The organism is Ralstonia sp. Ralssp110, from assembly GCF_047325135.1.
GTDB classification, from domain to species: domain Bacteria; phylum Pseudomonadota; class Gammaproteobacteria; order Burkholderiales; family Burkholderiaceae; genus Ralstonia; species Ralstonia mojiangensis.
Genome location: NZ_CP168610.1, coordinates 3,065,308 through 3,085,551 on the forward strand (window position 1 = coordinate 3,065,308; position 20,244 = coordinate 3,085,551).

The 20,244-nt window shown below is 63.9% G+C and carries 21 protein-coding genes; 11 read left to right on the forward strand and 10 right to left on the reverse strand.

Translation table 11 applies throughout. From position 1 onward, the window contains the following. Positions 1–196: 196 nt before the first annotated feature. On the forward strand, positions 197–1,729 hold the full coding sequence (locus ACEN9T_RS23305) for a YifB family Mg chelatase-like AAA ATPase (protein WP_092973507.1): 1,533 nt from the start codon (positions 197–199) through the stop codon (positions 1,727–1,729). Between the two features lie 64 nt (positions 1,730–1,793). Here ACEN9T_RS23305 and ACEN9T_RS23310 read toward each other — a convergent pair whose 3' ends face one another. Then, on the reverse strand, positions 1,794–2,447 hold the full coding sequence (locus ACEN9T_RS23310; protein WP_092973509.1) for a LysE family transporter: 654 nt from the start codon (positions 2,445–2,447) through the stop codon (positions 1,794–1,796). 96 nt (positions 2,448–2,543) lie between these two features. Beyond that, complete coding sequence (locus ACEN9T_RS23315; RefSeq protein ID WP_092973511.1) at positions 2,544–3,113, reverse strand: hypothetical protein; 570 nt, start codon at positions 3,111–3,113, stop codon at positions 2,544–2,546. 86 nt (positions 3,114–3,199) lie between these two features. Here ACEN9T_RS23315 and ACEN9T_RS23320 point away from each other — a divergent pair, with 86 nt between their 5' ends. The 3 genes from ACEN9T_RS23320 to ACEN9T_RS23330 all read left to right on the forward strand — a co-directional run bounded on the left by ACEN9T_RS23320 (position 3,200) and on the right by ACEN9T_RS23330 (position 5,252). Next, entirely contained in the window at positions 3,200–3,715 is a 516-nt protein-coding gene (locus ACEN9T_RS23320; protein ID WP_092973513.1) for an O-acetyl-ADP-ribose deacetylase, read from the forward strand. Between the two features lie 101 nt (positions 3,716–3,816). Further along, positions 3,817–4,371 carry a TlpA disulfide reductase family protein gene (locus ACEN9T_RS23325; protein ID WP_413707177.1) on the forward strand — a complete coding sequence of 185 codons (555 nt, stop codon included), beginning with the start codon at positions 3,817–3,819 and terminating at the stop codon, positions 4,369–4,371. A 143-nt stretch (positions 4,372–4,514) separates the two neighbouring features. Continuing rightward, on the forward strand, positions 4,515–5,252 hold the full coding sequence (locus ACEN9T_RS23330) for a DUF2278 family protein (RefSeq protein WP_092973517.1): 738 nt from the start codon (positions 4,515–4,517) through the stop codon (positions 5,250–5,252). 57 nt (positions 5,253–5,309) lie between these two features. Here the strand turns inward: ACEN9T_RS23330 and ACEN9T_RS23335 are convergent, their stop codons facing one another. The 3 genes from ACEN9T_RS23335 to ACEN9T_RS23345 all read right to left on the reverse strand — a co-directional run bounded on the left by ACEN9T_RS23335 (position 5,310) and on the right by ACEN9T_RS23345 (position 10,055). Further along, entirely contained in the window at positions 5,310–6,626 is a 1,317-nt protein-coding gene (locus tag ACEN9T_RS23335) for a sigma-54-dependent transcriptional regulator (RefSeq protein ID WP_092973519.1), read from the reverse strand. 25 nt (positions 6,627–6,651) lie between these two features. Next, the gene (locus tag ACEN9T_RS23340; RefSeq protein ID WP_092973521.1) at positions 6,652–8,670 is read right to left on the reverse strand and encodes a sensor histidine kinase; all 2,019 of its coding nucleotides are present in this window, start codon (positions 8,668–8,670) and stop codon (positions 6,652–6,654) included. 95 nt (positions 8,671–8,765) lie between these two features. After that, on the reverse strand, positions 8,766–10,055 hold the full coding sequence (locus ACEN9T_RS23345) for a dicarboxylate/amino acid:cation symporter (protein ID WP_413707178.1): 1,290 nt from the start codon (positions 10,053–10,055) through the stop codon (positions 8,766–8,768). A gap of 450 nt (positions 10,056–10,505) precedes the next feature. Here ACEN9T_RS23345 and ACEN9T_RS23350 point away from each other — a divergent pair, with 450 nt between their 5' ends. The 4 genes from ACEN9T_RS23350 to ACEN9T_RS23365 all read left to right on the forward strand — a co-directional run bounded on the left by ACEN9T_RS23350 (position 10,506) and on the right by ACEN9T_RS23365 (position 13,122). Further along, entirely contained in the window at positions 10,506–10,835 is a 330-nt protein-coding gene (locus ACEN9T_RS23350; protein ID WP_092973525.1) for a (2Fe-2S) ferredoxin domain-containing protein, read from the forward strand. A 33-nt stretch (positions 10,836–10,868) separates the two neighbouring features. Then, positions 10,869–11,516 carry an alpha/beta hydrolase gene (locus tag ACEN9T_RS23355; RefSeq protein ID WP_092973527.1) on the forward strand — a complete coding sequence of 216 codons (648 nt, stop codon included), beginning with the start codon at positions 10,869–10,871 and terminating at the stop codon, positions 11,514–11,516. 83 nt (positions 11,517–11,599) lie between these two features. Next, a complete protein-coding gene (locus tag ACEN9T_RS23360) occupies positions 11,600–12,802 on the forward strand; it encodes a D-alanyl-D-alanine carboxypeptidase family protein (protein WP_092973529.1) in 1,203 nt (400 codons plus the stop codon). A 20-nt stretch (positions 12,803–12,822) separates the two neighbouring features. After that, complete coding sequence (locus tag ACEN9T_RS23365; protein ID WP_092973531.1) at positions 12,823–13,122, forward strand: YbeD family protein; 300 nt, start codon at positions 12,823–12,825, stop codon at positions 13,120–13,122. Between the two features lie 71 nt (positions 13,123–13,193). Here the strand turns inward: ACEN9T_RS23365 and ACEN9T_RS23370 are convergent, their stop codons facing one another. Further along, positions 13,194–14,156, reverse strand: coding sequence for a transcriptional regulator GcvA (locus ACEN9T_RS23370; RefSeq protein WP_092973781.1), 963 nt, complete (start codon positions 14,154–14,156; stop codon positions 13,194–13,196). Positions 14,157–14,306: 150 nt separating this feature from the next. Here ACEN9T_RS23370 and ACEN9T_RS23375 point away from each other — a divergent pair, with 150 nt between their 5' ends. The 3 genes from ACEN9T_RS23375 to lipA all read left to right on the forward strand — a co-directional run bounded on the left by ACEN9T_RS23375 (position 14,307) and on the right by lipA (position 16,559). Then, positions 14,307–14,666: a DUF2917 domain-containing protein gene (locus tag ACEN9T_RS23375; RefSeq protein WP_092973533.1), complete on the forward strand. Its 360-nt coding sequence runs from the start codon at positions 14,307–14,309 to the stop codon at positions 14,664–14,666. Between the two features lie 159 nt (positions 14,667–14,825). Next, a complete protein-coding gene (gene lipB / locus ACEN9T_RS23380) occupies positions 14,826–15,515 on the forward strand; it encodes a lipoyl(octanoyl) transferase LipB (RefSeq protein WP_413707179.1) in 690 nt (229 codons plus the stop codon). A 42-nt stretch (positions 15,516–15,557) separates the two neighbouring features. Continuing rightward, positions 15,558–16,559, forward strand: coding sequence for a lipoyl synthase (gene lipA / locus ACEN9T_RS23385; protein WP_004633801.1), 1,002 nt, complete (start codon positions 15,558–15,560; stop codon positions 16,557–16,559). Positions 16,560–16,637: 78 nt separating this feature from the next. On the opposite strand, the gene ACEN9T_RS23390 is transcribed toward lipA, so the two are convergent. The 4 genes from ACEN9T_RS23390 to betA all read right to left on the reverse strand — a co-directional run bounded on the left by ACEN9T_RS23390 (position 16,638) and on the right by betA (position 20,244). Next, the gene (locus ACEN9T_RS23390) at positions 16,638–17,099 is read right to left on the reverse strand and encodes a hypothetical protein (RefSeq protein WP_413707180.1); all 462 of its coding nucleotides are present in this window, start codon (positions 17,097–17,099) and stop codon (positions 16,638–16,640) included. Between the two features lie 246 nt (positions 17,100–17,345). Then, on the reverse strand, positions 17,346–17,648 hold the full coding sequence (locus tag ACEN9T_RS23395; protein WP_413707181.1) for a CBU_0592 family membrane protein: 303 nt from the start codon (positions 17,646–17,648) through the stop codon (positions 17,346–17,348). Between the two features lie 65 nt (positions 17,649–17,713). Continuing rightward, on the reverse strand, positions 17,714–18,523 hold the full coding sequence (locus ACEN9T_RS23400) for a TorF family putative porin (RefSeq protein ID WP_413707182.1): 810 nt from the start codon (positions 18,521–18,523) through the stop codon (positions 17,714–17,716). Then, positions 18,523–20,244 carry a choline dehydrogenase gene (gene betA, locus ACEN9T_RS23405; protein WP_413707183.1) on the reverse strand — a complete coding sequence of 574 codons (1,722 nt, stop codon included), beginning with the start codon at positions 20,242–20,244 and terminating at the stop codon, positions 18,523–18,525. The genes ACEN9T_RS23400 and betA overlap by 1 nt, the downstream gene beginning before the upstream one ends.

Here is a 20,244-nt window from a genome sequence, read left to right on the forward strand (position 1 = left end):
AGCCGGAGCCCAGTGCTCCGGTATTTTTTTGCCCGTTTCTCATGTCGACGACGATCGTCAAATTTGGATGCCGGTGAACATGGCGGCGCAACGCGGCTGGCACAGTGGAGGGTTCCGCAACCGCCATGCTCCGTTACGCCATGCACCGATGCCACGCCCTCCGCCTTGCTCGTGAGTTCTCCCGGAGGATCGCGCGATGAGCCTCGCTGTACTGCGTTCGCGCGCGCTCTCGGGAATCGATGCGCCAGCCGTCTCGGTGGAGGTCCATCTGGCGAATGGCCTGCCATCGTTCACCATCGTCGGCCTGCCCGACACCGAGGTGAAGGAGAGCAAGGACCGCGTACGCGCGGCGATCCAAAACAGCCGCTTCGAGTTTCCTGCGCGGCGCATCACCGTCAACCTCGCGCCCGCGGATCTCCCAAAAGAATCGGGCCGGTTCGATCTAGCAATCGCGCTGGGGATCCTCGCTGCAAGCCGGCAGATTCCGCACACGCATCTGGATGCGCATGAGTTTGCGGGTGAGCTGTCGCTGTCCGGCGATCTGCGGCCGATTCGCGGTGCGCTGGCGATGGCGTATGCGCTATCGCGCAACCCCGTCCTCGCCGACGGCGACGCACCGCTCGCCCGCGCCTTCGTGCTGCCCGCCGAGAACGCCGCCGAAGCCGCACTCGTGAGCGGCACAAAAGTCCTCCCGGCACGCACGCTCATCGAGGTGTGCGACCACCTGAGCGCGCCGGACCGCAAGCTCGCCCCCGCGCTGCCCGCACCGGTCGACGCGGATATCCGCTATCCCGACTTGGCTGACGTGCGGGGCCAGCCGCAGGCGCGGCGCGCGCTGGAAGTGGCCGCCGCCGGCGGTCATTCCATGCTGATGATCGGACCGCCCGGAACGGGCAAGTCGATGCTCGCACAACGTTTTCCCGGCTTGCTGCCGGACATGAGCGATGACGAAGCGCTTTCTGCTGCCGCCGTGATGAGCCTCACCACGCGCGGCTTCGACGCGCGGCGCTGGAAGGTGCGGCCGTTTCGTTCACCACACCACACAGCGTCTGCAGTGGCGATGGTGGGCGGGGGCAACACGCCAAGGCCGGGCGAAATCTCGCTGGCGCATCAGGGCGTGCTTTTCCTTGATGAACTTCCAGAGTTCGAGCGCCGCGTGCTCGAAGTCCTGCGTGAGCCATTGGAGACGGGCCACATCACCATCTCACGCGCCGCGCATCAGACAGACTTCCCTGCCAGCTTCCAACTGATTGCCGCAATGAACCCGTGTCCGTGCGGCTATCGCGGGCATCCGCTGCGAGCGTGCCGCTGCACGCCAGATCAGGTAGAGCGTTATCAGGCACGCATTTCGGGGCCGCTGCTTGATCGCATCGATGTGCAGATCGAAGTGCCAACACCCTCGCAGGAAGAGTTGCTCGACGGGCCGCCTGGCGAACCGACGCTCAACGTGGCTGAGCGGGTTTCTGCTGCGCACGCGCGACAACTTGCACGGCAAGGTAAGCGCAACGCCTTGCTGGGCGGTCATGAAATCGATCTGCATTGCAGCCGCACCGATGCGGCCGATGGCTTGCTGCGCCACGCGATGACGCGCTTTTCGTGGTCTGCACGCGCCTATGCGCGCGTGCTCAAGCTCGCCCGCACGATTGCCGACCTGTCCGGCGATGAGCAAATCGATGCTGCGCATGTGGGCGAGGCAATTCAGTATCGGCGCGGGGTGAAGGCCGATTAGCATCCATCCACGCGCTGCGCCTCCAACCCAGTTGGCTAGTCGCCCCGGGGGCGGCGTTTGAAACTCAGTTGGTCTGCCGCTTCACGAAGAACAGCGCGGCGCCAATGCTCATCAGCATGCCGCCGAAGAAGCGGCTCTGCCAGCGAAGCGCGCGCGGATTGCGGAACAGGCGCTGCGCCCGCGAGGCCAGCAGCGCATATCCATGCATGACGATCAGGTCGACGAATACCATCGTCGCCGCCAGGATGCCGAGTTGCGAAAGCAGCGGCTTGGCCGGATCGATGAACTGCGGCAGCACGGCCACCATGAACAGAATGCCTTTCGGGTTCGTCAGGTTGGTCAGCAACCCCACGAGGAAGCGGCGGTGCGCGCCACTGCCAGACACCCGAGGCGCTACATTCGTGGGCTCGCCCTCAGCCGGCTTGGCGATCTGAATGGGTGTGCGCCATTGCACGATGCCCAGGTAAATCAGGTACATCGCGCCGATGATCTTGATGGCCGTAAAGGCGTGCTCCGAGGCGATCAGCAACGCGCCGAGCCCGGCACCCGCAATGAACAGGATCACGACAATGCCCAGTTCCAGTCCTGCAATCGTGACCGACGTGCGGCGCACGCCATGCGTCAGGCCGTGGCTCATGCACAGGATGGCGCCCGACCCCGGCGAGATGGCGATCACCCAGGCGGCCAGAAAGAAGGCCAGCCAGACTTGCAACGTCATGATGGTTCCCCGTGATGTGGTGAATTGTGTAGCGGTAAAGCGGAAGACGGCGATTGTGCACCGGCTGCGGCGAGTTCGCTCGGGCGTGCTCAGGGTCTAGTACGGATGGAAGCTGGAGAGGAATTGGTCGACCTGCTCGTGCTGGCGGGCATCGCGTGCGGCATCGCCCGATTCCAGCACGACGGCCTGGTATGCGCGCTTGCCCGTGGCGACCACGCGCGCGGTCAGCCGGCGCGGCGCGGGATCGTCCCCGCCCGCCCCCTGGGCAATCAACTCTACCGCCGGCAATGACAAAGGCGGCTGTGCGGCGGTCTGCACGGCGATGTCGCGCTCGGTTACGCGGCCCTTCAAGTTGGCGGACAAGCCATTGCGCAGCGCTTCCACCGCGCGCTGCCGCCAGACTGGATCATCCGCGGGCAGTTCCACCACGCCGATGGCGAACAGCGTGCCGTCGATGCTGGCGGCCTGCATCGTCATCGGCATGCGTTGGCCGTTGATGGCGATAGGCCGGGCTTCTGCGGTGGGCTTGGCGGGGTAATCCACGGCGTAGGCGCCATCGTTGGAATGGACCGTGCGCCAGTCGTACTTGGGCGAGCAGGCCATCAACAGCGCACTCGCCACCGCGCCCAACCCGATCCGCCACCCTGCCGTTGCTGTGACTGCCACGTCTCCTCCTGTAGGTTTTCTGTCCGTTTCCGAGCCGCCTATTATCGGACAGAGACGCCCACCCGCTGCCTGCCAAGGACCGCACCATGCCAATCCCGTCCGTCACCTTGCGCGCCCTTCGCGCCGACATCACCACGCTGGACTGCGATGCCATCGTCAACGCGGCGAACAGCTCGCTGCTTGGCGGAGGCGGCGTGGATGGCGCGATCCACCGTGCGGCCGGGCCGGAACTGCTGGCGGCGTGCCGCGCCCTCCATGGCTGCCGCACCGGTGAGGCCAAGCTCACGCCCGGTTTTCGATTGCCGGCCCGCTACGTCATCCACACCGTCGGGCCGATCTGGCGCGGCGGCCGGCAAGACGAGGCGGAATTGCTGGCCGCCTGCTACCGCAACAGCCTGGAACTGGCGCGCAAGCACGAGGTGCGCACCATTGCGTTCCCATGCATCAGCACCGGCGTGTACGGCTTCCCGCCGCAATTGGCGGCGCCGATTGCCGTGCGTGCCGCGCGAGAACACGGCGCCAGCCTGGACACCGTCACCTTTTGCTGCTTTTCCCCCACGGACCTGGCCTTGTACGAAGCTGCTCTCGCCAATGGGAAGTGACGCGCAAATCGCTCTACGGACGGATTGTCGTGGCTGACATGCGACGCTGGCACGGCGGGCCTACAATAGATGTTTGATTCCCTTCCAGATCCGTTGCCGACATGGCCTCGACCCTGACTTCCTCCGCAGCCCCTGCTACCGCCATGTCTGGCGGGCGCCGCTGGCTGCTCCCTGTGATCGTGCTGGTGCTGGCTGGGGCCGGTTGGTTCGGCTGGCGTGCGTTCTCGCCATCGCAGAAGGTGCCGGCGGCCACCTTCACACTGCTGGATGGGCAAAAGCTCTCGACGCAAGACCTGAAGGGCAAGGTCTATCTCGTCAACTTCTGGGCCACGAGCTGCGCCACGTGCATCAAGGAAATGCCCAACATGATCCAGACGTACAACAAGTACAAGGGCGAAGGACTGGAATACGTGGCCGTGGCGATGAGCTACGACGCGCCAATGTACGTGATGAACTTCAGCCAGACGCGCCAGTTGCCGTTCAAGGTCGCAATGGACGCCGACGGCTCCGCCGCTAAGGCCTTCGGCGACGTGCAGCTCACGCCGACCACATTCCTGGTCGACCGCGACGGCCGCATCCTCAAGCGCTACGTGGGCGAACCGGAATGGTCGTCGTTCGACGCGCTGCTCAAGCAGACGCTGGGCAAGCAGGCCTAAGCGGTCCGCGCCTCCTCGCAGTTCAAACGAAACGCCCGGTCAACGCCGGGCGTTTTTGTTTCTGGGCGACGCGCGTTCCACACTAGGTTCACGCGGGCCTGTTGCAATGGCGGTCCGTCAATCCTAGGTTCGATGGAGTTTGCATGGCCAATCACTACTGCATGTTCAAGGGCAAGCTGAAATTCGGCGTGCCCTATCTGGAGGGCTACAACGGCAATCCGCATTACGCGATCGTGGTGGAAGCGCCGGATGGTTCGGAGTTCGTGGTGCTCGCCAACGTGAAATCCGACTCCAGCATGCCGGGTGCGGGTGCCGCCGGTTATCACGTGCTGTATCAGTGGACGGCCGATCTGCGGTTGCCGATCACCGCCGATCTGGCTGCGCTGGCACCCGGGCTGCACGAGAACGGTTTCCCGCGCCTGGACTACGTGCGCGACGCCGGGCTGGTCGACTTTCCGAACATGCGGCCAATCGCGCTGGATACAGAGACCGAGCACAACGACATCAACGCGCTCGTTGACGACATGCTCAACCTCGACCGCACCGCCACGCCGGTCGACTACGTCTACCACGGCAGCTCCGGCGACGACGACCGCAAAGGCTGGCCGCCGCGCACCGACGTGATGGTTTACGGCTTTGGCTTCCTGTTTGAGCCGCAGCACAACGGCCTGCACGAAACCCACATGAACCAGGGCAACCCGGTCGTGCATACACCGGGGGTGAAGGACCATTCGCGCGAGAACGGCACACAGCAGGACGGTGCGGTCATCGTGGAAATCGACGGCAGGTTTCAGGCACTGCTGATCGCATTCCAAACCCAGCGGATTCCGACGGACGACCGTGGATATCCGGTAGCAGATGCCCATCCGATTCTGGGTTGAGCGCGAAAAGAAAACGCCCAGTTGATGCCGAGCGTTGTTGGGCGCGGGCGTGCCAAGTCAAAGGCCGTATCGCTTGATCTTGTCATACAGCGTCGCTCGGCCAACCTGCAGAATATCCGCCGCCTGGTGCACCGAGCCGCCCGTGCGCGCCAGGGTTTCCGCAATAACGGTGCGTTCGTAGCGCTCGACGCGCTCCTTGAGCGGCATGCCGTCTTCCGATGCATCCGGCACGACCGGCGTGCGGCCCACGCCAAGCACAAGGCGATCAGCCGCATTGCGCAGTTCGCGCACGTTGCCGGGCCAGTTCGACTGCATCAGCTCGTGGCGCTGACGCTCGGCCAACATCGGCAGCGGGCGCTGATAACGCACGGCGGCTTCGAGCAGGAAATGTTCGAACAGCGGGATGATGTCTTCGCGGCGTTCGCGCAGCGGCGGCAAATCGATGACGACGACGTTTAGCCGGTAATACAGATCGCGCCGGAAACCGCCCGCTTCAATCAGCGCTTCCATATCGCCCTTGGCGGCCGCAACGATGCGCACGTCGATGCGCACCGAAGCATTCGAGCCCAGCCGCTCCAGCGCGCCCTCCTGCAGCACGCGCAGCAGCTTGACCTGCAGCGCGATCGGCATGCTCTCGATCTCGTCGAGGAACAGCGTGCCGCCCGAGGCATGCTCGAGCTTGCCGATGCGCCGCTTGCCCGCACCGGTGAAAGCACCAGCTTCGTGGCCGAACATCTCGCTCTCGAAAATTTGCTCGGGCACGGCGCCGCAGTTCAGCGCGATGAACGGCTTGTCGTGACGCGGCGAGAGCGTGTGAAGACTGCGCGCGACCAGCTCCTTGCCCGTGCCGGTCTCGCCGTTGATGAGCACCGGCGCATCGGTGGTCGCGACGTTCTCGATCAGCGCGCGCACAGCGCCCATCGCAGGCGAGCGCCCAATGATGCGCGTGCCTGCCGCCGGGCCGGCCAGTTCACGGCGCAGTGCTCGGTTTTCCAGCTCCAGCGCGCGACGCTCGACGGCACGGCGTACGGTCTCGGTCAGGCGTTCGGCGGGAAACGGCTTCTCGATGAAATCGAACGCGCCTTCGCGCATCGCCTGCACGGCCATGGTGATGTCGCCGTGGCCAGTGACGAGCACCACGGGAATTCCCGTGCCAAACGACTGACAGTGCGCGAGCACGTCCAGGCCGCTTGCGCCCGGCAAGCGCAGGTCGCTGACGACCACGCCGGGGAAGTTTGCGTCGATCTTGCCGACTGCTTCTTCGGCGCTGCCGAACGCCTGGACGTTGAAGCCGGCCAGCTCCAGGCTCTGCGCGGTGGCCTGGCGCACAGGCGGGTCGTCTTCGATGAAGAGAACGTTCAAGCCTTCGGACATGGTTCGTGTCTGTGTAGAAAACGGATCAGATGGACGCCGCGGAGGTGACGTCGGCGCGTACCAACGTCAGCGTAAATTGCGCACCGCTACCCGGCATGTTGGCAGCCGACAGCGAGCCGCCAAAATCGCGCGCGATGCTGGTGGAGATCGCCAGCCCAAGGCCGAGCCCCTGGCCGATCTCCTTGGTGGTGAAGAACGGCTCGAACAGGTGCGGCATGGCGTCGGGTGGAATGCCCGGGCCGTTGTCGCGCACGGCGATGGTCAGTTGGTTCGATTGCGCCGGCACACCCTCGGGGGGCCCGATGCTGATGTCGATGCGTCCGGGGCGGGCGGGTTCATTGGTGTTGATCGCATCGAGCGCGTTGCCAATCAGATTGATCAGCACTTGCTCCAGCTTCAGTTCATCCGCACGAACGACGGCATCTGCTTCGGGGATATGCCAGTGCAGTTCGAGTGCCACGTCGCCCAAGCGCGGGCGCAGCAGCGCGAGTGTGTGATCGAGCGCCACGCGCACCTGCACATCCACCACCTTGCGCCGTGAGCGGCCCGCGAACAGCTTGAGCTGCGCCGTGATCTTGCCCATGCGTTCGGTCAGATCGGCAATCGCCTGCAGGTTGTCAGTGGCGGCGCCGTGCTGGCCGCGTTCGAGCAGGATGCGCGTGTTGTCGGAAAACGTGCGCAGCGCGGCCAGCGGCTGGTTGAGTTCGTGCGTGATGCCGGCGGCCATCTGACCCAAGGCGGCAAGCTTGCTGGCCTGCACGAGTTCATCCTGCGTTGCACGCAACTCGGCCTCGGCGCGCGTGCGGTCGACGATCTCGTGTTGCAGTTGTTCGTTGGTGGCCATCAGATCTGCCGTGCGGTCTTCAACGCGGCGTTCGAGCTGGTCATACGCGGCTTCGAGCAGGCGACGGCTGCGCAGCATCTCCATCATGCGCAGGCGGCGCTGACGCCAGTAGAAAAGCAGCAGGCACGCAAACGCAAAGGCAAACGCCGCCGCCACGGTGGCGCTGCGCGCCGCGCTCATCACGGGATCCACCGGTGTGAGGTACATCAGCGTCCAGTCGGGCTCGACGAGGTCACGCGAAACCTGCAGATAGCGCGTGGCGTTCGTCCGCTCGCCAACGCGGATCAGTTCTGCACCTTCCGGCAACCGTCCGGTCAATCGCAGAAAGGCCGGCGCCTCCGGCTGCAGCGGCAGTGGCGTGATCTGCTTGCGGTAATACTGGCGCGTCGCTTCCAACTGCGCCTGCAGCTTGGATGTGAGCGGCTCCACCGTGCGGTACTGCCACGCGGGCACGGACGACAGGAAAATCACACCGTTCTCATCCGCCACCATCACCGGCTCCGACGCGTCGTGGCTGGCGCGGCCGAACCATTCGAGGTTCAGCTTGACGACCGTCACGCCGATCACGCGACCGTCCTGCATAACCGGCTGCGAGATGTAATAGCCGGGCTCTTCACGTGTGATGCCAATGCCGTAAAAGCGCCCGACGTGCCCTTCCGCTGCCTGCTGGAAATACGGCCGGAATAGATATTCAGCGCCGACGAAGCTGTCAGGCTGGTTGTAGTTGGACGCGGCCAGAGCCTTGCCGCTGGGGGCGATCACATAGGTGGCGGTGGCGTGAGCGCGATCGTTGACTTCGCGCAGATAGCGGTTCGCGCGGTCGACGTTGGCTGGCGTCGGATTGGCGAGCAGATCGTGAATGAACGGATGCAGCGCCACCAGCGCCGGCAGGTATTCGTAGCGGTCGAGCGTGCTCTTGAGGTTGGCGGCATAACGATCGACCCGGCCGCCGGCGGCCTGCTGAGCCTGCGTGAGCCCCCGGTTCCACGCGACCACAAATGTGGTCGCGCACACCACGGCCATCACCACCACGAGCCCGAGCGCCACCAGCCACCAGAAGCCGCGTCGCGAGCCGGAGGCGCTGGTCAAGGAGAAATCGGGATCGGACATCGGCTGGAGGTCGGCGGCAGAGAGTGTTGCCGTGCCTTCCAACGCCGCGCCCGCAGTCGGCATGCCGCCGAGGTGCTTCACGAGGTGCATCCCAAAAAAGAAGCGGGGCCGTCTGGAAGGACAGGCCCCGCAATCATACGCTTTGCGCTTTCAAGCGCCCGCGGGCGCCAGCCAGATTCGAACGATCAAACTGCCGGGGAGGCCGGCACGCCCTCATCGCTACGGTCGCCCGACAGCACGCGGGTCAGCTTGGCGCGATCCAGTTCACGTTCCCAGGCCGAGATCACCACGCAGGCCACGCCGTTGCCCGTGATGTTGGTCAGGGCACGGCATTCGCTCATGAAGCGGTCGATACCGAGAATCAGCACCATGCCCGCCACCGGAATATCCGGCACCACGGCCAGCGTTGCGGCCAGCGTGATGAAGCCCGCGCCGGTGATGCCCGAAGCGCCCTTCGACGTCAGCATGGCAACGGCCAGGATGGTCAGTTGCTGCGTCCAGGTCAGCTCGATGTTCAGCGCCTGCGAGATGAAGATCACCGCCATCGTCATGTAGATGTTGGTGCCGTCCAGGTTGAACGAATAACCGGTCGGAACCACCAGGCCCACCACCGACTTCGAGCAGCCCAGCTTCTCCATCTTTTCCATCAGGTGCGGCAGCGCCGATTCCGACGAGCTCGTACCCAGCACGATCAGCAGCTCTTCCTTGATGTACGACACAAAGCGGAAGATGTTGAAGCCGACCAGCCGCGCAATGATGCCCAGTACCACCACCACGAAGATGATGGCCGTCAGGTAGAACGTACCGACCAGCTTGAGCAACGGCACCAGCGAGATCACGCCGTACTTGCCGATGGTGAATGCCATAGCGCCAAAGGCACCGATGGGGGCCACGCGCGTGATGATGTGCACGATGCGGAAGAACACGTGCGAGATCTGGTCGATGAAATCCGTCACCACCTGTGCACGGTCACCGATGGCGGAGAGCGCACCGCCAAACAGCAACGCGATCAGCAGAATCTGCAGGATGTCGCCCTTTGCGAAGGCGTCCACCACCGTGCTCGGGATGATGTTGAGCAGGAAGTCGACCGTGCTGGCCGAGTGCGCCTTGGCGGCGTACTGGGCAACAGCCTTGGCGTCTATGGTGTTCACATCAACGTTGAAGCCCGCGCCCGGGTTGAAGATGTGGCCTGCAGCCAGGCCGATCACCAGTGCGAAGGTCGAGACGATCTCGAAGTAGATCAGCGCCTTGCCGCCCACGCGGCCAACCTTCTTCATGTCGCGCATGCCGGCAATGCCGGAGACGACGGTACAGAAGATGATCGGCCCGATCACCATCTTGATCAGCTGGATGAAGCCATCGCCCAGCGGCTTCATCTTCACGGCGAGTTCGGGCGAGTAATGGCCAAGCAGAACGCCGATGACGATCGCCGCCAGCACCTGTACGTACAGGATTTTGTAGAACGGTTTTTTCATGTCTTCCTCGAGTGTCACAGACCGGCCGTGCGCTCAACTGCTCGCCCGGTCCGACCCGCCCTGGTGTGGTCTCTCTCCTGCCTCGATACGCTGATGTGTCCGGCGTTTCCCGCAGCAGGTCGGTCGTTATTGCAAGGGCTATGCCAACACCAATTTCTACCGCTGGCGGCCCGCCAGCCCTTGTACCAGCTTGGTGTGACTACGATGGCACCCGTCCCAGCCGTCGTCAATCCCGGAATCCGCGCAGAGGGGCGTCCAGACATCCGGAAAACGTGTTGCGACGCAGCATCGCGCGTTGCGCCGAGCCAGCTTGTTGGAAGGGAGCGCGACATCGGGGTCGTATAATGCCGGCTCGTTACGCAAATCCACATATGTGCGCGACGCCAGGAAGCCTGTCATGTCCTGCCGCGCGTACCGTCACGCAGCCCTGCCAGCCTTCTCGGTCCGCCCATGAGCAGCCACTACCAGCACCACGTTTTCTTTTGCCTGAACGAACGCGAGGACGGCTCGCGCTGCTGCGCCGACTTTGGCGCGAAGGCCATGCAGGAATACGCCAAGAAGCGCTGCAAGGAACTCGGCATCAACGGCGAAGGCCGCGTGCGCATCAACAAGGCCGGATGCCTGGACCGCTGCGAACTCGGCCCGGTCATGGTGGTCTACCCCGAGGCCGTCTGGTACACCTTTGTCGACAAGGAAGACATCGACGAAATCATCCAGAGCCATCTGGTTGAAGGCAGACCGGTCGAACGGCTGATGGTCGACCGCCCTGCCAACGCGTGAGCCCGGCTTTACTGCATCTGCTTTCCCTTTTCCATGAACGTTCATACCGAAGAACGCCTGATTCCCGGCCCGGTCGGGCAGATCGACCTGTCGATCGACCAGCCGGACACCGCGCCACGCGGCCTGGCGCTGATCGGCCACCCGCATCCGCTGTTCGGCGGCACCAAGGACAACAAGGTCGCGCAGACGCTGGCACGCACCTTCGTCGGCCTGGGCTACGTGACGGTGCGCCTGAATTTTCGCGGCGTGGGCAAGACCGAAGGCACGCACGACAACGGCATCGGCGAGCAGGACGACATGCTGGCCGTGCTCGACTGGATGCGTACGCAGACCGAATGGTCCGCCGACGTGGCCACGCTGCCGCTGGCGCTGGGTGGTTTCTCGTTTGGCAGCTTTGTGGTGTCGCAAGTGGCTCGCCGCCTGGCCGAAGCCGGCACGCCCGCCGAGCGTGTGGCGCTGGTCGGCACGGCCACCTCACGCTGGGATGTCGCGCCAGTGCCGGCCGACACCATCATCATCCACGGCGAACAGGATGACACCGTGCCACTGATCGACGTGCTCAACTGGGCGCGCCCTCAGGAACTGCCCGTGATCGTCATCCCGGGCGCCGATCATTTCTTCCACCGCAAGCTGCATCTGATCAGGCAGCTCATTACCGGCGCCTGGGCGCCGCGGCCGTAACACCAACCCGTTGATTTTTCCGGATGCCGTGCCTCCCCCGGTGCACGGCGCCATTGAACTCCAAGCAGACCGCAGGACCCGACATGCAGACCCGCTTCGCCCATTTCACGCCCCTCGCCTTCCATTCCGCCGCCGCAACCGCTGTGGCAGCCGCCGTGCTGGTCACCGCACTGCCCGCCATGGCGCAGCCAGTGCCCGCCCCGCAAGTCGCGGCCCGCTCGTGGATGCTCACTGACGTGACCAGCGGCCAGGTGCTCGGCGGCGCGAACATGGACGAACGCATCGAGCCCGCCTCGCTCACCAAGCTGATGACGGCCTATCTGGTCTTTGAAGCCGTGCGCGACGGCAAGCTCAAGTACGACCAGATGATCACGCCCACCGAGACCGTACGCTCGGTCAAGACCGACGAATCGCGCATGTTCCTGCAAGCCGGCAAGCCCGCCTCGGTGCGTGAGCTGACGCAAGGTCTGATCATCCAGTCGGGCAACGATGCAGCCCTGGTGCTGGCCGAGGCCGTCGGCGGCACCGAGACCAACTTCGTGATGCTGATGAACCGCGAAGCCGAGCGCCTGGGCATGAAGAACACGCACTTTATGAATGCCGCGGGCCTGCCCGACCCGAATCACTACTCGACCGCACGTGATCTTTCGATCCTGACGTCAGCGCTGATCAAGGATTTCCCGCAGGACTACAAGTTCTACTCGCAGAAGGATTTCACCTATAACAACATCAAGCAGTCCAACCGGAACCGCCTGCTGTGGCTCGACCCGACTGTCGATGGTGGCAAGACCGGCCACACCAAGTCGGCCGGCTACTGCCTCGTCACCTCGGCCAATCGTCCGCTGCCGGATGTGCCCGGTGCGAACCGGCGTCTGCTGTCGGTCATCGTCGGCACCAAGAGCGACGCTATCCGCACACAGGAGAGCCTGAAGGTCCTGAACTACGGCTATCAGTTCTTCGATACGGTTCGCTTGTACAAGGCCAAGGAAGCACTGCAGACGCCTGAGGTGTACAAGGGTCAGGCCAAGAGCGTGAATCTGGGCGTGCCGGAAGACAAGTGGATCACGGTGCCCAAGGGCGCAGGTGCGCGCCTGAAGCCGGTGCTGGAGCGCAAGGACCCGCTGATCGCCCCGATCGCGCAGGGCCAGCAACTGGGCGCGGTCAAGGTGATGGACGGCTCGACCGTGGTGTCGGAGTTCCCGGTGGTGGCGCTCGAAGCCGTGCCGGAAGCCGGCTTCGTCGGCCGCACGATCGACGCGGTCAAGCTGTGGTTTAAAAAGAAGTAATCACCCCCATTTACTTCGACATGACCTCCTCTCACACCACACCGCCGGGCCACATTCCGCCCGAACAGTCGCTCATCGAGTACCCGAGCGATTTCCCCATCAAGGTGATGGGTCCGATGCATGACGATTTTGCCGCCACCATTGTCGAGGTGGTGCGCCTGCACGATCCGGAGTTCCACGAAGGGCGCCTCGAAAAACGCCCGTCTTCGAGCGGCAATTACCTGGGCCTGACGGTGATCGTGCGTGCAACGAGCCGCGAACAACTCGACGCGCTCTATCAGGCGCTGACGAGCCACCCGATGGTGAAGATCGTGCTGTAACGCGTCTCTGTGCAGCCAAGCAAAACGCCCCGGTCATGCCGGGGCGTTTTGTTTTGTGCGGCGATACCGCGTCAGCCTTTGGCCACGTGCCCCAGGCAGACCGTGTTGTCATCCATCAACCGCGCCAGCTTCAGCTTGAACGCCGCAATCTCCGGCAGCAGCCACGCGCGGAACGCCTGCATCTTGGGCGTCTGCAGCGCGCTGTGCGGGCAGACGAAGTAGTAGTTCCACGGGCACGGCGTCGTTGTCTCGAACAGGCGCACCACGCGGCCGGCCAGCAATTCGTTGAACGCCAGCGTCGGGCGGATCAGCGCAATGCCCTGCCCCGCCGCCGCTGCCTGCAACAGCAGCGACGAGTCCTGGAACATCAGCCCGCCACGCGGCTCCACAAACCCTGAGACGCCAGCAGCCTCGAACCATGGCTCCCAATCCTCACCCTCGCTGCGCAGCAGGGTCATGGTCGCCATCTCGGCCACCGTACGCGGCAGGCGCCCGCCGTTGAACGACGGACTGCAGACCGGAAAGAACACATCGTCGAGCAGCTTTTCCACGTACAGGCCCGGATAGTTGCCCGAACCCATGCGCAGTGCCACGTCCATCTCTTCGCGCCCAAAGTCGACCAGCGCAGGGCTGGAGAACAGCTCCACTTCCAACTCGGGATGGCGCTCGATGAAGGTGCCGATATGTGGCGTCAGCCAACGCGCGGCAAACGACGGCATCGTGCTGATGGCCAGGCGGTTGTCGCGGTTGCCGGCGCGCAGCTGGTGCGTGGCCTGGGCGATCTGGTCAAGCGCCTCGCGCACGCGATCGGCGTAGGCACGGCCCGCGTGGGTGAGCATGACGCGCTTGCCGCGCCGCTCAAACAGCGGCACGCCCAGCTCGTCCTCCAGGGTGCGCATCTGATGGCTGACGGCGCCGTGCGTAACGAACAGCTCCGTCGCCGCACGCGAAAAACTCTCATAGCGGGCCGCCGCCTCGAACACCCGCAGCGCGCCAAGTGACGGCAAGCGCATCGGTTCGCGGATTTCGGTCATCTTTCCCTCCGGATTTTCGTAGCGCGACATAGTTTTTATGTGAGCCGTGCTATCAAGAAACGCAATATATATCGTTTGGTACAAGGCAACCAAGCGCCTAGAATTCCTTCAACGGCAAGGCCCCATCCCACTGCCGTGAAGGAGCCGATCATGAAAGCTGTACTAACAAAAATTGTATTCACTCTGCAGCCCGGCGAAGTGGTGGCATTGCGCATGCCGGCCAACCAGAATCTGCGCGTTGAAGAAGCCTACGGGCACGACGTGTGGATCACACACGAAAACAAAGCCGGCGACGAATGGCTGCACGCGGGCGGCACCGTTGCCGTGAAACGCGGTGAAGAAATCGTCGTCTCGGTGGACCCGAAAGCCCTCGGCCCAGTCGCGTTGGCCGTGGAAGCCACCGATGGCCACATGCCGCGCCAGCCGTGGCACGTCACCAACGGATGGCGCCACACACTCGCCGCACTCGGCTGGAACGAGCACGCCGACACGCCGGTCGTGGCCGCCTGAGCCCGAAACCTGTTCCTAGCCTCCTTTGCGGCATCTGCCGCAAAAGCCGACGCCGGCGCCGATGCCTCCCATCGCGCCGGCATTTTTTTGCGCAACCCTGCGACCGAAGCGGGCAAAGGCGCGGGGCGCCGTTAGCAGCCCTGCGCTACACTCGCGGGCATGATTCCGATTGACATCGTCGAGCGCGGCTTGCAGGACTACGCCGCCTGCTTCGACGAAATGCAGACATTCACCGCGCAGCGGGGCCCCGATACGCCCGACACGATCTGGCTGGTTGAACACCCGCCGGTGTTCACGCTCGGCCTGGCCGGCGATCCGGCGCATCTGTTGGCTCCCGGCAACATCCCGCTGGTGAAAGTTGATCGTGGCGGCCAGATCACCTACCACGGCCCCGGCCAAGTCGTCGCTTACCTTTTGCTGGATTTGCGCCGACGCGGGCTGTTCGTGAAGGCGCTGGTCGACGCCATCGAGGCGGCCGTCATCGAGACGCTCGCCACGTATAATGTCGCCTCCGAACGCAAGGCTGGCGCCCCCGGCATCTACCTGTCGAGCGGGCCGCATGCTGGCGCCAAGATTGCCGCGCTGGGCCTGAAGATCCGCAACGGCTGCAGCTACCACGGCGTGAGCCTGAACCTGGCGATGGACCTGTCGCCCTTCACGCAGATCAACCCGTGTGGCTATGCCGGCCTGGAAACCGTCGATATGGTGACCGTCGGCGCCCGTGATGCGTCCGGGCGCGCCGTCGATGCGAACGACTGGCAAACCGTTTCCCGCGACCTGGCCGATGCGCTGGTCGCCCAATTGCAGCAACGCGCGCAAGCGCATCCCGCCGAGGCCGCTACTGCATAGCGCCCTGAAATGCACGAGCCGCAAGCCCGTGCGGAGAACACGATGACCGATTCCGCCGCTGGCGCCACTGAAGTCGCCACCCCTGCCACCCCGTCGAACAAGCCGTACGACGCGACGGCCAAGCAGAAGTCGCTCGACAAGACCGCGCGCATTCCCATCAAGATCGTGCCGGCCGAGAAGCTCAAGAAACCGGATTGGATTCGCGTGCGCGCCGCCACCGGCAACTCGCGCTTCTACGAAATCAAAGACATCTTGCGCGCCAACAATCTCGTGACGGTGTGCGAAGAGGCCAGCTGCCCGAACATCGGCGAGTGCTTCGGCAAGGGCACGGCCACGTTCATGATCATGGGCGACAAGTGCACGCGCCGCTGCCCATTCTGCGACGTCGGGCACGGCCGCCCAGACCCGCTCGACGTGAACGAGCCGGAAAACCTAGCCAAGACGATCGCTGAACTCAAGCTCAACTACGTCGTCATCACGAGCGTCGACCGCGACGACCTGCGTGACGGCGGCGCCCAGCATTACGTCGATTGCATCTCGCGTACGCGCGCCCTGTCGCCGGCCACGCGCATCGAAGTGCTGGTGCCGGACTTCCGCGGCCGCCTGGAAAAGGCGCTGGATATTCTGCAGGAATGCCCGCCCGACGTGATGAATCACAACCTCGAAACGGTGCCGCGCCTGTACAAGCAGGCCCGCCCTGGTGCGGACTACGCGCACTCGCTCAAGCTGCTGAAGGACTTTAAGGCCCGCAACCCGAACGTGCCGACCAAGTCCGGCCTGATGGTCGGCCTGGGCGAGACGGACGAGGAAATCCTGGAAGTCATGCGCGACATGCGCGAGCACGACATCGACATGCTCACCATCGGCCAATATCTGGCGCCGTCGGGCCACCACCTGCCGGTGCTTCGCTACGTGCATCCGGACACCTTCAAGATGTTCGAAGAGAAGGCGTACGAGATGGGCTTCACACACGCGGCAGTGGGCGCCATGGTGCGCAGCTCGTACCATGCGGATCAGCAGGCACACGAAGCCGGCGTGGTCTGATCACGAAGCAGGAACGCTGCACAAATAAAAAGGGCCTTGGGTTGCACCCCAAGGCCCTTTTGCTTTGATGCGGTTCGATCAGGCGCGCGAAGCAGCATCCTTCGGATACGAGGCATCGCCGTTCCACGACAGATAGCCGTAGGTATCAGCCTGACGATCCGCACCCTGCGTGTAGACGTCGTACTTGGCGGCAGCGCCGTCGGTGTACGGATCGGCCTTCGCGATTGCGCCATCGGTGTATGGGTCAGCCTTGCCGACAGCACCTTGGGTGTACGGATCGAAGCGGTCGTTCTTCCACGACAGATAGCCGTAAGTATCAGCCTGGCGATCCGCACCCTGCGTGTAGACGTCGTACTTGGCGGCAGCGCCCTGGGTGTACGGATCAGCCTTGGCGGCAGCACCTTGCGTGTACGGATCAGCACTGCTTTGGACGGCGGCGGCGGCCGGCTGGGCCGACAGCAGAGCGGCGGAAGCCGAAACCGTGGCCACCAGGGCCAGCAGAGCGTTACGGGAGAAAGCGGTTGCGAGACGGGTGTTCATGATGGACTCCTGATCTGTCTGGATATTCGGTTGCGCTCAGTTCGTTGCGCTTGCGATCAGAATAGATCGTTGCCAACGACGAATAAATACTCAATTGAAGAAAATACTGTTCTTCATGCATCAACAATTGTTCAGCACACGTACCGAAAAAAGGGACTCTTGAGGCACATCTTTCGCGGCGATCCTCAAATCGGTCCCGCAAAAAAACCGCGTACGTCGACACGGTTTTAACCGTGAGCGGCGAACCTACTGCTGCGCTGGATGCCCCGGGCGTGGTGCGCCAGTGGGTTCCGCTACCGGCCGCCCCGCCTGCTTATTGCGCCACCAGCCCATCAACGTCAGCGCCAGCCAGAAGAACTGGGTGAGAAACGACGCAAGATTGAATGAGCCCATCAGCGAAATCAGGATGCAAATCGGTCCAAGCAGGTTGAGGCGAACGGCGAATGCGCCGGTCGGCAGCTTATGCAGGACCTGCACGCCAAAGTGCGCAGAAACATAAGCGGCGACGCCGACCAGACCGACAACGTCGGTAAAACCCAGGGAGGCCATGGTGTGTGCTTTGAAAGCAGAGGTTGTAGAAAAAGGGTTGTGGGTAGAGCGCCGTCGCCTGCCGCTCAATACGTGGCCGTCAGCTTGAGTGCGACCGTGCGTCGGCTGAGCGTCATGCGATCCGTGCCGTTGCGCGCGGAGAGCTGATGCGCATAGGCCGATGCATCGGCACCAGTCAAAGCAGCAGACAGCGTCAGAAATTTGTTGATGGGCCGCGAGAGTTCGATGCGGTAGTCGGTAAAACTGAACGCGCTGTGGTTGCGCACGTGCTCATGGCCGATGTGCAGGCCGAGTGTGAAGTTATTCGGCAACGGCACAGCCCAGTTGGCTTCGGCGTAAGTGGAGCCGCGGCTGCCGCGGTCGATGCCGTCAGCCAGCGAATTGCCATCGAAGCCGAAGTAGTTCGACAGCGTGGTCCATAGCTTGACCGACACGCCGCGCCAGCCGGCGCCAACCATCCATTCCGTGTAGTCGTAGCCGGTGGCAGGGCCGCCGCCGATAGCCTTGTCGTAGCGTGCACCGGGATACCAGTAGCGATAGAGCCCGGTGGTCAACTCGACGCCAGGCGCAACGGTGGCGGCATAGCCGAGGTAAGTATCAACCTCAGCATGCGCGCCTGCGATGACGTGATCGCTGACTTGGGAGCTCCACACACCGGCATAGAAACCGCTTGGCGCGGTGTAATCAACGCCGGCTTGCAGGGCAGGTTTTCCCCATGTCTGGCGCAGGCCGCGCGAGACGTATTGCGAGACAACCGATGTATTGGCCGACCAGCGCTTGTCCTCGCCGGCCGGCACTTCCGCTGCCGGTGCGGGCAGCGCAGCAGCGCACGCCGCCGCCCCGCCCAGCATCGTCGCGACCTTGCGCCAGCGCATCAGGCCACCACCAGTTCATTGGCGACCAGCGGCTTGGCCGGCGCCTGCAGCGGCGATTTGCCATGCACATAGAACGCCGCATCCGAGCGCGCGAGCGGGGCCACACCGCGAATCTGGTCGGCGATCTTCTCCGCCATCATGATCGTCGGCGCATTCAGGTTGCCGGTAACGATGCGAGGCATGATCGACGCGTCGACCACGCGCAGGCCCTCCAAGCCGTGCACGCGGCCTTCGTTGTCGACCACGGCCATCGGGTCGTCTGCGGGCCCCATCTTGCAGGTGCAAGACGGATGGAGTGCGGTCTCGGCATGGCTTCGCACAAAGGCGTCGATCTCGGCGTCGGTCTGCACGCTCGGCCCGGGGCTGATTTCGCGACCGCGATATTGATCGAACGCACGCTGCGCGATGATGTCGCGCGTGATCCGCACGCCAGCGCGAAACTCGCGCCAATCCACGTCGTGCGCCATGTAGTTGAACAGGATGCGCGGCTTATCACGCGGATCGCGCGAAGCGAGCTTCACGTAGCCCGTGGATGGCGAACGCATCGAACCCACGTGGCACTGGAACCCATGCATCTTCACCGGGTTGCTGCCGTCGTAGTTCACGGCCAGCGGCAGGAAGTGGTACTGAATGTTCGGCCACTCGAAGCTGTCATCGCTGCGGATGAAGCCGCCCGCCTCGAAATGGTTGCTGGCGCCGGGACCCGTGCCGTGCATGTACCACTCCAGCCCGACCTTCGGCTTGTTGTACCAAAGCGTGTTTTCGTAGATCGACACCGGGCGCAGGCACTCGTACTGGATGTACATCTCCAGATGGTCCTGCAGGTTCTCGCCCACGCCGGGCAGATGTGCCACCGAGTGGATGCCCAGGGCGCGCAGCTCGTCGGCATTGCCCACGCCCGAGCGCTGCAGCAACTGCGGCGACGCGATGGCACCACTGGTGACGATCACCTCACGGCGCGCCCGCCACGTTTCGCGATTGCCATCCATCAGCGCCTCGACGCCCACGGCACGCGTGCCGTCGAAGATCACGCGATCGGCCAGCACGCGCGGCAACACCGTCAGCGTGGACCGCTTGCGCGCGTTGTCGAGGTAGCACAGCGATGTGCTGGCACGGCGGCCCTTGGCGGTCACGGTGCGATCCATCGGCCCCAGACCTTCCTGGCGGTAGCCGTTCAGATCGTCCGTGGCCGGAATGCCGGCTTGCTCACCGGCTTCGATAAAGGCGTGGAACAGCAGGCTGTTGTCGTGCTTGGGCGTGGTGACCTGCAGCGGGCCGGCATCGCCGTGCCAGTCGTTGGCGCCCTTGTCATACGTTTCCGATTTTCGGAAGTACGGCAGGCAGTCGGCATAGGTCCAGTCGTCCAACTGAAAATCGCTCGCCCAGCGCTCGTAGTCCATCGCGTTGCCGCGAATGAAACACATGCCGTTGATGAGCGATGAGCCGCCCAGCCCCTTGCCGCGGCCCTGCGACATGCGGCGATTGTTCATGTGCGGCTCGGGCTCGGTTTCGTAGGCCCAGTTGTACGTGGTGCCCTGCAGCGGATACGCCAGCGCCGCCGGCATCTGGGTGCGGAAATCCCAGCGGTGGTCGGGGCCGCCCGCTTCGAGCAGCAGCACGGTCACGTCCGGATCCTCAGTCAGGCGCGCAGCCAGCACGCAGCCAGCCGAGCCCGCGCCCACGATGATGTAGTCGTATTCCTGTGCGGTATTCGTGGTCAA